Genomic DNA, 13,301 nt, shown 5'->3' on the forward strand with positions numbered 1-13,301 from the left:
ACTTGCCTCGTAGCGCGGCGTAACGAGCGCCAGCGAGGCACCCGCGTGGCGGCGATCAGTCGCCTGGATAGTGCTACCGCCACCTGCCGCACCGCCGTGCGCTGCCTTTCGCGGGTGCGCCCTTCGGCTTACCCGCGCTACGGTATGTGCCTGCACTTGCCTCGTAGCGCGGCGTAACGAGCGCCAGCGAGGCACCCGCGTGGCGGCGATCAGCCGCCTGGATAGTGCCACCGCCACCTGCCGCACCGCTTCGCGCTGCCTTTCGCGGGTGCGCCTTTCGGCTTACCCGCGCTACGGTATGTGCCTGCACTTGCCTCGTAGCGCGGCGTAACGAGCGCCAGCGAGGCACCCGAGTGGTGGCGATCAGCCGCCTGGATAGTGCTACCGCCACCTGCCGCACCGCTGCGCGCTGCCTTTCGCGGGTGCGCCCTTCGGCTTATCCGCGCTACGGTATGTGCCTGTACGTGCCTCTTAGCGCGGCGTAACGAGCGCTAGCGAGGCACCCGCGAAGGCGGCGCCCAGCCGCCCGGCGGGTGCGGAGGCTTGTCTATCGGCGGGTGAACCGACCGCCGATGACCAGCATGCAAGGGGTCAACAGCAGGGTGAGGGCGGTGGCGAAGGTGAGCCCGCCGGCGATGGCGCTGGACATCTGCGTCCACCACTGGGCGGAGGGCGCGTTGAAACCGAGCGCCGGGGCGAACAGGTTGACGTTGATGCCGAGCACCATCGGCATCAGGCCCAGTACCGTGGTAATGGCAGTCAAGAGTACCGGGCGCAGGCGCAGGCAGCCCGCTTCCAGGGCGGCCTCGCCGGGCGCCATGCCCTCCTGGCGCAGCTCGTTGTAGGTGTCGATCAAGACGATGTTGTTGTTGACCACAATACCGGCCAGCGCGATTACCCCCATGCCGACCATCACGATGCCGAAGGCCTGACCGGTGACCAGAAGCCCGATCAGCACCCCGGCGGTGGAGAAGACAATGGCCGAGAGCACCAGCACCGCCTGATAGTAGCTGTTGAACTGGGTGACCAGGATCAGCGCCATCAGGCCGATGGCGACCAGAAAGGCGGTGACCAGGAACTGCATCGACTCCTGCTGGTCTTCCTGCTCGCCGGCCACGTTGACCATCAGCCCGTCGGGCAACGCGCCTTCGCCGGCATCGAACAGGGCGCGCAGGCGCTCGTCGGCCAGATACCCGGGGGCAAGATCCGCTTCCAGGGTGATCGCCCGGCGCCCGTTGATGCGGTTGAGCGTGCCCACCTTGGGCGCGGGTTCGAAGGTCACGAAGTTCGACAGCGGCACCTGACCGCGCTCGGTGTTGACGGTCAGGCGCCCGAGCTGGTCCAGCGTGCGGTAGCGCTCCGGCAGGCGAATGCGGATGTCGACTTCGTCACTCACTGTGGGCGGGCGATAGCTTGCAACCTGAAGCCCCGTCGTCAGGAGCTGGACGGCACTGCCGATGGTGGTGACATCGGTCCCCATGCGCGCGGCGGCCTCGCGGTCGACGTTGATCTGCCATTCGACGCCGGGCAGGCTGCGGTTGTCCTGAATGTCGGTGAAGCCGCCAAGCTTTTGCATCAGTGCGCTCAGTCGATCCACCCCGGCATCGGCCACGACCGGATCGGTGGCGCTGATCTCCAGCACGATTGGTTTGCCACCGCCGGGGCCTTGTTCCTGCTCCTGAAACTCCAGGGTGATACCGGGAAGGTCTGCGGTGCGCTCTGCCATGTCCGCGAGGATGACTCGCGACGGCCGGCGCTGATACCAGTCGATGAACTGGAACTGCAGTACGCCCACCACGTCATCGCCCATCTGCTCGTTGGCCACGAAGGAGCGGGCGTAAAGCGCCTCGACCTCGCCAAGTCCGCTCAGGCGCGCCTCGACCCGCTGTAGAATGGCGTCCGCCTCGGTGACGGAAAAATCTCCCCGGGCGCGCACCAGCACCTGGGCGCTGTCCGGTTCCACGCTGGGAAAGAAGTCGATGCCGTGGTTGAAGCGCCCGTAGGCGGTATAGACCACCGCGATCAGCACCAGCGCCAGCGCCAGCACCCAGCCTGGCCTTCTCAGAAGCCGCGCCAGCACGCGCCGGTAGCCGCGCCCGAAGGCGGTGCTCTGGTCAGGCCGTGCGCTCTGATTTTCGGCGTTCTGGCGGCGGGTGAAGAGCCGCCCCAGAGTGGGCAAGAACACCAGCGCCATGGCAAGCGACGCCAGCAGGCAGAGAATGACCGTGGCGGGCAGGTACTTCATGAACTGGCCGACTACGCCGGGCCAGAACAGCAGCGGTATGAAGACCGCAAGGGTGGTGGCGGTCGAGGCGATGACCGGCCAGCTCATTCGCGAGGCGGCGTTGAGCCAGGCCTCGAACGGCGTCTGCCCCTCTTTCAGGTAGCGGTCCGCCAGCTCGCTGACCACGATGGCGCCGTCCACCAGCATGCCGGCCACCAGAATCAGCGCGAACAGCACCACGATGTTGAGCGTGAAGCCGAAGGCCCACACCAGCAGGATGCCGGTGAGAAACGCCCCCGGAATCGTCAGCCCTACCAGCAGCGCCATGCGCAGCCCCATTGCCGCCACCACCACGATCAGCACCAGCACCACGGCGGTCAGCACGTTGTTCAAGAGCTCCGAAAGCATGTCGGCGACGGTGGCCGACTCGTCGAGGATGGTGGTGATGCGCAGCGCCTCGGGCAACAGCGCCTCGGCGGCGTCGAAGCGCTCGCGCACCGCGTCGATGGTCTCGATGATGTTGGCGCCGGCGCGCTTGGAGATCTCCAGCACCACGGCGGGCTCGCCGTCGATGCGCGCGAACCCTTCAGGGGCCTTGAAGGTGGGGTGGATGAAGGCCACGTCGCCGAAGGTCACGACCCGGTCGCCATCGATCTTCACCGGCATCGCCATCACGTCCTCGAGCGAGGTGATGATGCCCGGCACCTTGAGCGCCTGCCGTCCGGCACCGGTATCGAGGCTGCCCGCCGCCACCAGGCGGTTGTTGCGCGACACCTGGTTGAACAGCGCATCGAAGTCGATGCCGTAGCTTTCCAGCACCAGGGGGTCGACGAGGATCTCGAGCAGGTCCTCCTGCTCGCCAGCGATCTCCACCTCGAGCACGTTGGCGATGCCTTCTATCTCCTCTTTCAGGCGCCGCGCGACGGTGATGCGCTCGCGGGTATCGAGCTGCCCGGAAAGACCGATGGTGAGCACCGGAAATTCCGAGACGTTGACCTCCATCACCCGCGGCTCGTCGGCTTCCTCGGGAATCTCCGCCCGGGCGATATCGACCCGCTCGCGCACGTCCGACAGCGCCGTATTGGGGTCGAAACCCGGATCGAACTCGAGCGTCACCGAGGCGTGACCTTCGCTCGACTGGGCGGTGAACTTGCGCAGCCCCTCGAGACCGCGAAGCTCCTGCTCCATGGGGCGCACCAGCAGCCGCTCGCCATCCTCGGGGCTCACGCCTTCGAGCGTCAAGGAGACGTAGATCAGCGGAATGGTGACGTCCGGGTTGGCCTCCTTGGGAATCGCCTGCCAGGCGGTGATGCCGGCGAGCAAAAGCCCGACCAGCAGCAACAGCGTGGTGCGCGTATGGGTGAGGGCGGCCTGTATCAACGAGCGCATTCAGGGGGCCGCCACGGTATCGGGTGACGGCGAAGAGGGGACATCCGCCGCCACTGGCGTGACCGTCTCGCCCACCGCGACCAGCCCTGCGCCCAGGGTGATTACCTCCACCGGGTCCGGCAGGCCGGCCACGAAGGCGTTTTCGAGCGTCGCGCTGACCAGCGTGACCGACGTCTGCACCACCTGGTCATCGTCGCCCAGGTGCTTGACGGCCAGTCGGCCGTCGTCGTCCAGGCTCAACAGCGCAGGGGAGAGCGCGACCACTTGGCGCGGGGGCAGGGTAATGGTGAACTCGGCGCTGCCGCCGGCCAGGCGACGGCGCTCGGGGTTGTCCAGGGTGATTTCGATGTAGAACGTGCGGGTCTGCTTCTCGGCGCGGCTGCTGATATGGGTGACTTCGCCGTCGAGGGTCTCGCCATCGAGTAGCCGCGCGCTGACCGGAAGCCCAAGGCTCAGCGCGTTGACCTCCTGCTGGGAGACCCAGGCGGTGCCGGTCAGCGTGCGGTCGTCGATCAGCCGGCCCCACTCCTCGCCGGGCTGAAGCAGGTCGCCAAGCTCCACCTGGATACGATCGATCACGCCGGCGAAAGGGGCGCTTGGGCGGGTATCGTTCAACTGGCGTTCGAGTTGTGCGACTTGCGCGGCGCTGGCACTGAGCGCGCTTTGCAGGCGCAGAAGCTCTGGCTGGGATATGAACTGGCGCTGGCGCAGGTCCTGGGCACCGGCGTACTCCGCCTGGGCCACGGCGAGCTCGTCGCGGGCCTGCTGCAGGCGCTGTGGCAGCGCATCGTCATCCAGCACCAGCAGGGTCTGACCCTGTTCGACCCGCTCACCCTGGGGCACGGGTTTTTCGCGCACGTAGCCCGCCGCGTTGGCACGCAAAGTCGTCTCCTGACGTGCTTCGAGCTGGCCCTGGAGTACCTGTCGGGGAATGAACGGCGTGCTTTCCAGACGGGTGACTTCCACGCGCGGCGCCTGGTCGGCCTGGGTGGGCGGGGTGTCCGGCGGGGCGCCTTGAAAGCGCTGAAAATCGCCCAGCGCCAGCCAGAGAACCAGCGCCAGCACGAATGCAAGGGCCAGCGCATAGGAGAAGGGAATGCGTCGCATGGGATCAAACGGTCTCGTCGTGGAACAGGCGTGGGCAACGGCTCACACCATAGCGCAATCCCGGCATGGCGGCGAGCCTTGGGCCGGGCGCGAACGGGCGGGTGGCCTCTCGTCTAATTGAGTTTTCGGTGAACTGAGCATACCATCTTGGCGTCTTGAGTTTTGTCGACCCATCCCAAGGCGAATCAACCAAGGAGCAGTGATGAAAGATCCCGTACGTATTGCGATTACCGGCGGTGCCGGCCAGATCAGCTATTCACTCATTTTCCGTATTGCCGCCGGCGACATGCTGGGCGCGGATCAGCCCGTCATTCTCCAGCTTCTGGAAATTCCCCAGGCCATGGACGCGCTCAATGGCGTGGTGATGGAAGTCAACGACTGTGCCTTCCCGCTGGTGCAGGAGATCATCGCCTCCGACGACCCCAACGTCGCCTTCAAGGACGCCGACTACGCCCTGCTGGTGGGTGCACGTCCGCGCGGTCCGGGCATGGAGCGCAAGGATCTGCTCGAAGCCAACGCCGCGATCTTCTCGGTTCAAGGCAAGGCGCTCAACGACAACGCCAGCCGCGACGTGAAAGTGCTGGTCGTGGGTAACCCGGCCAACACCAACGCGCTGATTGCCTCCTGCAACGCGCCGGATCTCGACAAGGGTCAGTTCACCGCGATGACCCGTCTGGATCACAACCGCGCGCTGACCCAGCTTGCCCAGAAGACCGGCAAGCACGTCACCGATGTCGAGAACATGATCATCTGGGGCAACCACAGCGCGACCCAGTACCCGGACATCGCCCAGTGCACCGTCGACGGCAAGGCGGCAAGCGAGCTGGTCGAGCGCGACTGGTACGAGAACGACTTCATCCCCACCGTGCAGCAGCGTGGTGCCGCGATCATCAAGGCGCGCGGCGCTTCCTCCGCGGCCTCCGCAGCGTCCTCCGCCATCGACCACATGCGCGACTGGGCGCTGGGTTCCAAGGGCATCGTCAGCATGGCGATTCCGTCCGACGGTAGCTACGGCATCGAGGAAGGCATCATCTACTCCTACCCGGTGCGCTGCCAGGGCGGCCAGTACGAGATCGTCCAGGGCTTCGAGATCGACGCCTTCAGCAAGGAAAAGATGCAGGCAACCGAGAAAGAGCTGCGCGAAGAACGCGCCGCCGTCGAGCACCTGCTCGGCTAAGCAGGCCATGGCATGACCCGAACCCCGCAAGCGATTGCGGGGTTTTTTATTGCCTGCGCACCCCGTGCCATCACCACCTCAAGCACCGCTTCGCGGTGTCTTTCGCGGGTGCGCCGTTCGGCTTACCCGCGCTACGGGATAGGGTGGCGCCAACCTTGTAGCGCGGCGTAACGAGCGCCAGCGAGGCACCCGCGACGGCGGCGATCAGCCGCCCGGATGTGCCATTGCCGCCTACAGCCCCGCTTCGCGGTGCCTTTCGCGGGTGCACCGTTCGGCTTACGCGCGCTACGGGGATTGTGCCCGCACCTGTAGCGCGGCGTAACGAGCGCCAGCGAGGCACCCGCGTGGCGGCGATCAGCCGCCCGGATGTGCCATTGCCGCCTGCAGCCCCGCTTCGCGATGCTTTTCGCGGGTGCGCCGTTCGGCTTACCCGCGCTACGGGATTGTGCCCGCACCTGTAGCGCGGCGTAACGAGCGCCAGCGAGGCACCCGCGACGGCGGCGATCAGCCGCCCGGATGTGCCATTGCCGCCTGTAGCACCGCTTCGCGGTGTCTTTCGCGGGTGCGCCGTTCGGCTTACCCGCGCTACGGGATAGGGTGGCGCCAACCTTGTAGCGCGGCGTAACGAGCGCCAGCGAGGCACCCGCGTGGCGGCGATCAGCCGCCCGGCAGTTGCTTATGGGTAGCGCTATGCGTGTGAGAGGATCTTCAACTGATCGCGACCATCGCGCTTGGCTTCGTAAAGGGCCTGGTCGCCCTGGCCGAGCAGGCTGCTGAGGTCCTGGGTCGGGGTGTCGATGAGGGTGGCGCCGAGGCTCAGGGTGACCGGCTTGGGCGTGGCGTAGGCCTCGGCAGCCAAGGCGTTGAAAGCGCGGCGCAGCTCGTCGCTCAACTCCTGAATGGCGCTGGCGGAGGTGTCCTTGAGCAGCAGCGCGAACTCGTCGCCGCCCAGGCGCGCCTTCAGGGCATCGCCCGGCAGCAGCTGGCGGGCCAAGTCGCTCAGCGAGACCAGCATGTGATCGCCCGCTGCGTGACCGTGCATATCGTTCATCAGCTTGAAGTTGTCGATGTCGATCAGCAGCAGCGCGCCGGGGCGGGACGGGTGGGCGTCGGCCAGCAGAAACGGCGCGCGCGCCTGGAAGCCGCGCCGGTTGTACAGCGAAGTGAGCGGGTCGCGCTCGGCCAGGCGCGTGATCTGGCGCTCGCGCCGGTAGCGCACCGTACCGGTCATCGACAGTGCGATCAACAGGATCGCCATCACGCCCTCGATCAGCGAGACCCGGATCATCAGCCCCTGGTAGAGCGACAGGTCGAGCAGCGTGCCCGGGGCAAGGGCATAGGCCGCCTTGACCAGATAGAAGAGGCCGTGTGCCAGCAGTACGTAGTGCAGCTGGCGCGTACCTAGGCTGGCAGCCCCGGGTTCGAGCTTGAGGAGCTGTCCCGCGTGGATCGCCAGGGCGCCGACGAACAGCGAGTTGACGGCCATGTAAAGCCGCGAGCTCAGCGTCCAATCCGCCAGTGGCAGCAGGGCACACCAGGCGGGCACCAGCAGCCACCAGAGACGCGAAGGCGCATGGTTGACGAAGCGCGCCACGCCGAGCATGAAGCAGGCGTGGGCGAGTACCAGCAGGCCGTTGGCGAACCAGACGCCGATGAAGTAGAACCCGTAGCTGCGCAGCAGCGACAGGCTCGAGCCGATGACGACCAGCAGGAACCCGGCAGACCAGTACACCAGCGCCCGTTCCCGGGCGCTGCGCCATTCGAGCAACAGGTAGAGGGCGGCGGCAAGCGCCAGGGCGACGTTGATCGTCAGAATCGTGCGGGGGTCGAACGCCATGGGTCACGCAACTCGGTTGATTGGCCGTTGAGTCTGGCTGCCATGACGCTTCAGTCCCTCAAGCTCATGATTCGCCAATGGCGCTGTTCGGCGACCTGGCGCAGCGTATCGTCGGGGTCGACGGCGACCGGGTGCTCCACGGTTTCGAGCAGCGGCAGGTCGTTGTGGGAATCGCTGTAGAACCAGGCCCCCTCCATGGTCAGGTCCTGCGATTCGAGCCACTCGTTCAAGCGCGTGATCTTGCCCTCGCGGTAGCTGGGAACACCCGATACCTTGCCAGTATAGCGTCCGTCGACCATTTCCGGTTCAACGGCGATCAGGTCGTCGACGCCCAGACGTTCGGCGATCGGCCCGGTGATGAAGCGGTTGGTCGCGGTAATGATCAGCAACGTGTCGCCTTGGGTGCGGTGGCGAGCCAGCAGCTCCTCGCCCTTGGCGAGAATGTGTGGCTCGATCTTGCTGGCCATGAACTGCTGGTGCCAGGCGGCAAGCTGCTCGGTGGAGTGGTCGGCCAGGGGTTTGAGCGCCACTTCCAGAAAGGCGCCCATGTCCAGCGTGCCCGCCTGGTAGTCCGCCAGGAAACGGTCGTTGGCTTCGCGGTAGGCCACCGGGTCGACGGCGCCCTGTTCCAGCAGGAACTCGCCCCAGGCGTGATCGCTGTCGGTGGATAGGAGCGTGTTATCCAGATCGAAAATGGCCAGGCTCACGATGTTCCCCTTGTGCTTGATGTTCTGGTGCTTGATGTTCTGGTCTCGAGTGATCGGCGTTCAGGCCACAGCGACGGTGCTTGGCCACCGGGAGGCAGGGCCTGAACGAAAGCGCGGCGGATTATCGCAGACTCCTTCTTTTCTGCCCACTTCGGCTGTCCACGCTCGGCAAGCGTCGGTTTTGCACCGTTATCGCCCTTGGACGTCATATTGTATTGATACGCTTGACCGCCTTATGGAAAAATGAGGACAACTGAAAATTCAAGAAGGTGAAGTCCGTGATCGACGCTGACGGCTTTCGCCCCAATGTTGGCATCATCATCGTCAACAGCCAGGGGCAGCTGCTTTGGGCGCGTCGTGTAGGGCAAAATGCGTGGCAGTTCCCCCAGGGAGGCATCAAGGCAAGCGAAACTCCACAACAAGCGCTTTATCGTGAACTGTTTGAGGAGATCGGCCTGACCGCCGACGATGTCGATATTGTCGCCTGCACCCGGGGGTGGCTGCGCTACCGTCTGCCACGACGCATGATTCGTACCCACTCGCGGCCGGTGTGTATCGGCCAGAAACAGAAGTGGTTTCTACTCAGGATCCGATGTCATGAGAACCGGATCTGCATGACGGCCACGCCCAAGCCGGAGTTCGACGGCTGGCGCTGGGTGAGCTACTGGTATCCGCTGGGCCAGGTCGTGCCCTTCAAGCGGGAAGTGTATCGACGAGCCTTGAGGGAGCTTTCCCCGCGCGTCCAGCGCCTTGCCCTGGACGACGAGTAACGAGCGATGCGCCGGGCGTATTTCATGGCGCCCGGGACGCCGTGGCCTCCACTCCTCAGCGAGGACAATAACAGTGAAGTCTAAAACATCCATGCTCGAGGTATTGCGACGCGTCATCCAGGAGGTCAATGGCGCGCGAACCCTGGAGGCCGCGCTCTCCACCATGGTGCGCCGGATCCGCAAGGCGATGCAGACCGACGTCTGCTCGTTCTATCTCTTCGATCGCGAGCTCGAATCGCTGGTACTGATGGAAACCATCGGCCTGCGTACCCAGGCAGTGGGGCGCGTGGTGCTGCCACTCGGCGAGGGCCTGGTGGGCATGGTCGCCCAGCGCAGCGAGCCCCTGAACCTCGAGGATGCGCGCGCGCACCCTCACTTTCGCTACTTCGAGGCCACCGGCGAGGAGCGCTACTCGAGCTTTCTGGGCGTGCCGATCATTCACCAGCGCCTCATGCTGGGCGTACTGGTGGTTCAGCAGGCGGAAAAGCGCCGCTACGACGACGAGGACGAAGCCTTCCTGGTCACCATGGCGGCACAGCTTGCCGGCGTACTCGCCCACGCCCTGGCCACCGGCAACCTGACCCGCCCGGCGCTGCCCGGCGGGCAGGCGATGTTCAAGGGCGTGGCCGCCTCACCGGGTATCGCCATGGGGCAGGCCGTAGTCATCACCCCGCCGGCGGATCTCAACAGCGTGCCGGATTTGATCCCGAGCGACCAGGAGTTCGAAATCGCGCGCCTCAAGGAGGCCATCGCCCAGACGCGTCAGGAGATCCGCGCTGCTGCCGAGCGCCTGGCCAACCGGATATCGGCCCAGGAGCTGGCGCTGTTCGACGTCTACCAGCAGATGCTGGGCGAGGCGGCGCTGGCTGAAGAGGTCGAGAGACGCATTCGCGAAGGGCAGTGGGCGCCGGGGGCGCTGGCGGACGTGGTGCGCCGCCACGTGCAGTATCTCGAGCGGGTCGACGACGACTATCTGCGCGAGCGCGCCGCCGACATTCGCGATCTGGGGCGGCGTGTGCTCGGCCACCTGCAGCAGGATACACCGACAACGCCAGAAACCTACCCGGACAACGCCATCCTGGTCGGCGACGAGATCAGCGTGGCCATGCTTGGTGAGGTGCCCAAGGGCAAGCTCAAGGGGCTTGTGTCGGTGCGTGGGTCGAGCACTTCTCACGTCGCCATCGTCGCCCGCGCCATGGGTATTCCCACGGTACTGGGCATGGTCGATCTACCGCTGCCACGGCTCAACGGCGCGCCGGTGGTGCTCGATGGCCATCGCGGGCGGCTGTTCGTGCGCCCCGCCCCGGAGCTCCAGGCCCGCTACGCGAGCTTCATCGCCGAGGAACAGGCCTTGAGCGACCTGCTCGAGCACGAGCAGGACCTGCCCAGCGAAACCCCGGATGGCTACCATGTACCGCTGATGGTCAACACGGGCCTGGCGGTGGATGCCGCGACGCTGCTGAAAAGTCGTATTGGCGGGGTGGGGCTCTACCGTACCGAAGTGCCGTTCATGATCGCCGAGCGCTTTCCCGGCGAGAAGGAACAGATGCGCATGTACCGCGAGCAGCTCGAGGGCTTCGCGCCCCTGCCGGTGGTGATGCGTACGCTGGACATCGGGGGCGACAAGGACCTGCCCTATTTCCCCATCGAGGAGGCCAACCCGTTTCTCGGCTGGCGCGGCATGCGCGTGACTCTCGATCACCCGGAAGTGCTCATGGTGCAGCTGCGCGCCATGCTGCGTGCCTCCCACGGGATCGACAACCTCTACGTGCTGTTTCCCATGATCACCAACGTCGAAGAGCTCGACGAGGCCGTGAAGCTTCTCGACCGGGCGATTCTGGAGCTCGGCGAGGAAGGCATCGCGGTCAGGCGCCCCCTGGTGGGCGTGATGATCGAAGTGCCCGCGACCATCTATCAGATGGACGCACTGGCCAAGCGGGTGGATTTCTTCTCGGTGGGCAGCAACGACCTGACCCAGTACCTGCTGGCGGTGGATCGCAACAATCCGCGGGTATCGAGCCTTTACGACGCGATGCATCCGGCGCTTCTCGGCGCGCTAGTGGAGCTCTCCCAGGATGCCCAGCGCCTGGGCAAGCCCATTTCGCTGTGCGGCGAGCTCGCCGGCGACCCCTCCGGCGCTTTGCTGCTGATGGCGATGGGCTTCTCGAGTCTTTCCATGAATGCCCCCAGCCTGCCCAAGGTGCGCGCCGCGATTCGCCGCGTACCGCTTACAGATGCGAAGACGCTGTTGCGCGAGATCATGGCACTGGATACGCCGGCCCAGGTACGCGAGCTCTTAAACCGGCGCATGGACGAGTGGCAGCTGGCGCACCTGCTGCCGCCCAGGGACTGAGCGGGGGCCTTCTAACGAGGCTGGCGCAGGGTGGTTTCACCTGTGAGCCGGCCCAGCGGGCCGAAGCGCTGCTCGGTGATGCAGACCCCGCCGCGATGATCCAGGCTCAGCCAGGTCGTTGCCCGAGTGCCGTACTCCTCGCCTTCGATGAACGCCGCCGACAGGCGGCGTTCGAGCGCAAGCGCCACGCCGGTATCGGGCAGGACATCGTCCGGTGCCGGGCGCGTATCGTGCAGCGCCTGCCGGGTGGCTTCGCGCCAGTTCTTTCCTGCACATTCGAGCGCCCGGCGCGCGGCGGTGAGCTTCGGCCAGGGCGTATCCAGCGTGGCGTTGGAGAGCCCGTGCACGCCCGGCGCCACGCGATCAAAGGTGACGCCCGATGCGCTGCGGTGCAGGTGCCAGAGCGCATCGTGCTGGGCCACCAGCAGGTTGAAGCCGGCAAAGCGCTGCGCTTCCTCCCGGGCCATAGCGCGCAGCCAGGCCTCGAGGTCATCGGCCTGCAGCGCGCGGGCGACGAGTTCGCCCCGGCTGGGGGCGCTGGCAGGGAGCGCGGCGGCGGGCTCTCGCACGTTGGTCAAGGCGGCGACCCGGCCCTGGGCGTTGGCCGCAAGCCAGGTGCCGCCGGCCAGCAGGTCGCGCCCGCCGAGAAGCCCGGGCGCGTCCTGCCAGTAGTCGAGCGGCGCGGTCGGGCGAGCGTGGAACTCGTCGCGATTGCCGGCGAGCTTCAAGGGCGTGGCGCTGTCGGGGCGCCAGGCAAAGGTAATCAGGCACATGTTTTTAAGCACATAGTTTTAAGCACATAGTTTTAAGCACATGGTCGTAGTGGCTTGGTTGCGTGGCAGGGCGGGTCGCCCGCGCTCTCGGAAAAGGTTGATGGTATCATCGCCGCTCTCACTTTCCTGCCAACGGAGAATTTCGCGCCATGAGTATCGCCCTCACCCTTTTCGGCTACCTGGCGCTGGGAGCGGCCGCCGGCACCATGGCGGGGCTGTTCGGCGTCGGTGGCGGGTTGATCATCGTGCCGGCACTGGTGTTCGCCTTCGGCCTGCAAGGCGTGGCGCCGGAAATTGCCATGCATCTGGCGGTGGGCACGTCGCTGGCCACCATCGTGGTCACCGGCGCCTCCTCCACGCTCGGCCATTACCGCAAGGGCAGCATCCACAAGGGGTGGTTCATGGCGCTGCTGCCGGGGTTGATGCTCGGCGCCATCGGCGGCGTGTTCATAGCGGGCAATCTTTCCGGCACGGTCCTGGGTACGCTATTCGGCGTATTCGTGCTGCTCCTGGCCGCCAAGATGGTGTTCGGGCTCAAGCCCAGGCCCGGTAGCCTGGCGCCGGGCAGGGTTGCCATGACCCTCGCCGGCGGCGTGGTCGGGGCGATCTCGGCGCTGTTCGGCATTGGTGGCGGGGCGATGACCGTACCCTGGCTTTCGCGCTGCGGCGCCACCATGACCCAGGCCGTGGGTACCTCGGCGGCCTGCGGGCTGCCCATCGCCCTGGTGGGCGCGCTCACCTTCGTGGTGGTGGGGTGGGGCAATCCCTTGCTTCCCGCCTGGGCCACGGGGTTCATCATGTGGCCGGCGTTCTTCGGCATCGTGCTGGCGAGCGTCCCCTTCGCCCGCGTGGGGGTGAAGCTCGCCCACGTCTTGCCTGCGCGCGTATTGCGGTTATCCTTTGCGCTGCTGCTGGCCGTGGTCGGGCTGCGTTTCGTGCTTGGCTGAAACCCAAGGCTCGCCCA

At 66.1% G+C, this 13,301-nt stretch carries 9 protein-coding genes; 4 read left to right on the forward strand and 5 right to left on the reverse strand.

Going from position 1 to position 13,301, the window contains the following annotated elements:
• Positions 1–547: 547 nt before the first annotated feature.
• Both GEV37_RS10415 and GEV37_RS10420 read right to left on the reverse strand, forming a co-directional pair.
• Positions 548–3,613: an efflux RND transporter permease subunit gene (locus GEV37_RS10415; protein WP_227390192.1), complete on the reverse strand. Its 3,066-nt coding sequence runs from the start codon at positions 3,611–3,613 to the stop codon at positions 548–550.
• Positions 3,614–4,720, reverse strand: coding sequence for an efflux RND transporter periplasmic adaptor subunit (locus GEV37_RS10420; RefSeq protein ID WP_227390193.1), 1,107 nt, complete (start codon positions 4,718–4,720; stop codon positions 3,614–3,616).
• Positions 4,721–4,922: 202 nt separating this feature from the next.
• Here GEV37_RS10420 and GEV37_RS10425 point away from each other — a divergent pair, with 202 nt between their 5' ends.
• Entirely contained in the window at positions 4,923–5,897 is a 975-nt protein-coding gene (locus tag GEV37_RS10425) for a malate dehydrogenase (protein WP_227390194.1), read from the forward strand.
• Between the two features lie 688 nt (positions 5,898–6,585).
• On the opposite strand, the gene GEV37_RS10430 is transcribed toward GEV37_RS10425, so the two are convergent.
• On the reverse strand, positions 6,586–7,734 hold the full coding sequence (locus tag GEV37_RS10430; RefSeq protein ID WP_227390195.1) for a GGDEF domain-containing protein: 1,149 nt from the start codon (positions 7,732–7,734) through the stop codon (positions 6,586–6,588).
• A 50-nt stretch (positions 7,735–7,784) separates the two neighbouring features.
• Positions 7,785–8,441, reverse strand: coding sequence for a histidinol-phosphatase (locus GEV37_RS10435; protein ID WP_227390196.1), 657 nt, complete (start codon positions 8,439–8,441; stop codon positions 7,785–7,787).
• Positions 8,442–8,719: 278 nt separating this feature from the next.
• Here GEV37_RS10435 and GEV37_RS10440 point away from each other — a divergent pair, with 278 nt between their 5' ends.
• Both GEV37_RS10440 and ptsP read left to right on the forward strand, forming a co-directional pair.
• A complete protein-coding gene (locus GEV37_RS10440; RefSeq protein WP_227390197.1) occupies positions 8,720–9,211 on the forward strand; it encodes an RNA pyrophosphohydrolase in 492 nt (163 codons plus the stop codon).
• Positions 9,212–9,302: 91 nt separating this feature from the next.
• Positions 9,303–11,564: a phosphoenolpyruvate--protein phosphotransferase gene (gene ptsP / locus GEV37_RS10445; RefSeq protein WP_227390446.1), complete on the forward strand. Its 2,262-nt coding sequence runs from the start codon at positions 9,303–9,305 to the stop codon at positions 11,562–11,564.
• Between the two features lie 11 nt (positions 11,565–11,575).
• On the opposite strand, the gene GEV37_RS10450 is transcribed toward ptsP, so the two are convergent.
• Positions 11,576–12,337 carry an NRDE family protein gene (locus tag GEV37_RS10450; RefSeq protein ID WP_227390198.1) on the reverse strand — a complete coding sequence of 254 codons (762 nt, stop codon included), beginning with the start codon at positions 12,335–12,337 and terminating at the stop codon, positions 11,576–11,578.
• Between the two features lie 149 nt (positions 12,338–12,486).
• On the opposite strand from GEV37_RS10450, the gene GEV37_RS10455 reads away from it, so the two are divergent.
• The gene (locus GEV37_RS10455; RefSeq protein ID WP_227390199.1) at positions 12,487–13,284 is read left to right on the forward strand and encodes a sulfite exporter TauE/SafE family protein; all 798 of its coding nucleotides are present in this window, start codon (positions 12,487–12,489) and stop codon (positions 13,282–13,284) included.
• The last annotated feature ends 17 nt before the right edge of the window (positions 13,285–13,301 follow it).

Origin of the sequence: Vreelandella malpeensis, assembly GCF_020622355.1 — a bacterium.
GTDB classification, from domain to species: domain Bacteria; phylum Pseudomonadota; class Gammaproteobacteria; order Pseudomonadales; family Halomonadaceae; genus Vreelandella; species Vreelandella malpeensis.

What these genes read in the sequence shown, in the direction of transcription:
- GEV37_RS10415 (WP_227390192.1), bottom strand. Translation starts at nt 3,613, where the DNA reads ATGCGCTCGTTGATACAGGCCGCCCTCACCCATACGCGCACCACGCTG.
- GEV37_RS10420 (WP_227390193.1), bottom strand. Translation starts at nt 4,720, where the DNA reads ATGCGACGCATTCCCTTCTCCTATGCGCTGGCCCTTGCATTCGTGCTG.
- GEV37_RS10455 (WP_227390199.1), top strand. Translation starts at nt 12,487, where the DNA reads ATGAGTATCGCCCTCACCCTTTTCGGCTACCTGGCGCTGGGAGCGGCC.
- GEV37_RS10450 (WP_227390198.1), bottom strand. Translation starts at nt 12,337, where the DNA reads ATGTGCCTGATTACCTTTGCCTGGCGCCCCGACAGCGCCACGCCCTTG.
- GEV37_RS10430 (WP_227390195.1), bottom strand. Translation starts at nt 7,734, where the DNA reads ATGGCGTTCGACCCCCGCACGATTCTGACGATCAACGTCGCCCTGGCG.
- ptsP (WP_227390446.1), top strand. Translation starts at nt 9,303, where the DNA reads ATGCTCGAGGTATTGCGACGCGTCATCCAGGAGGTCAATGGCGCGCGA.
- GEV37_RS10425 (WP_227390194.1), top strand. Translation starts at nt 4,923, where the DNA reads ATGAAAGATCCCGTACGTATTGCGATTACCGGCGGTGCCGGCCAGATC.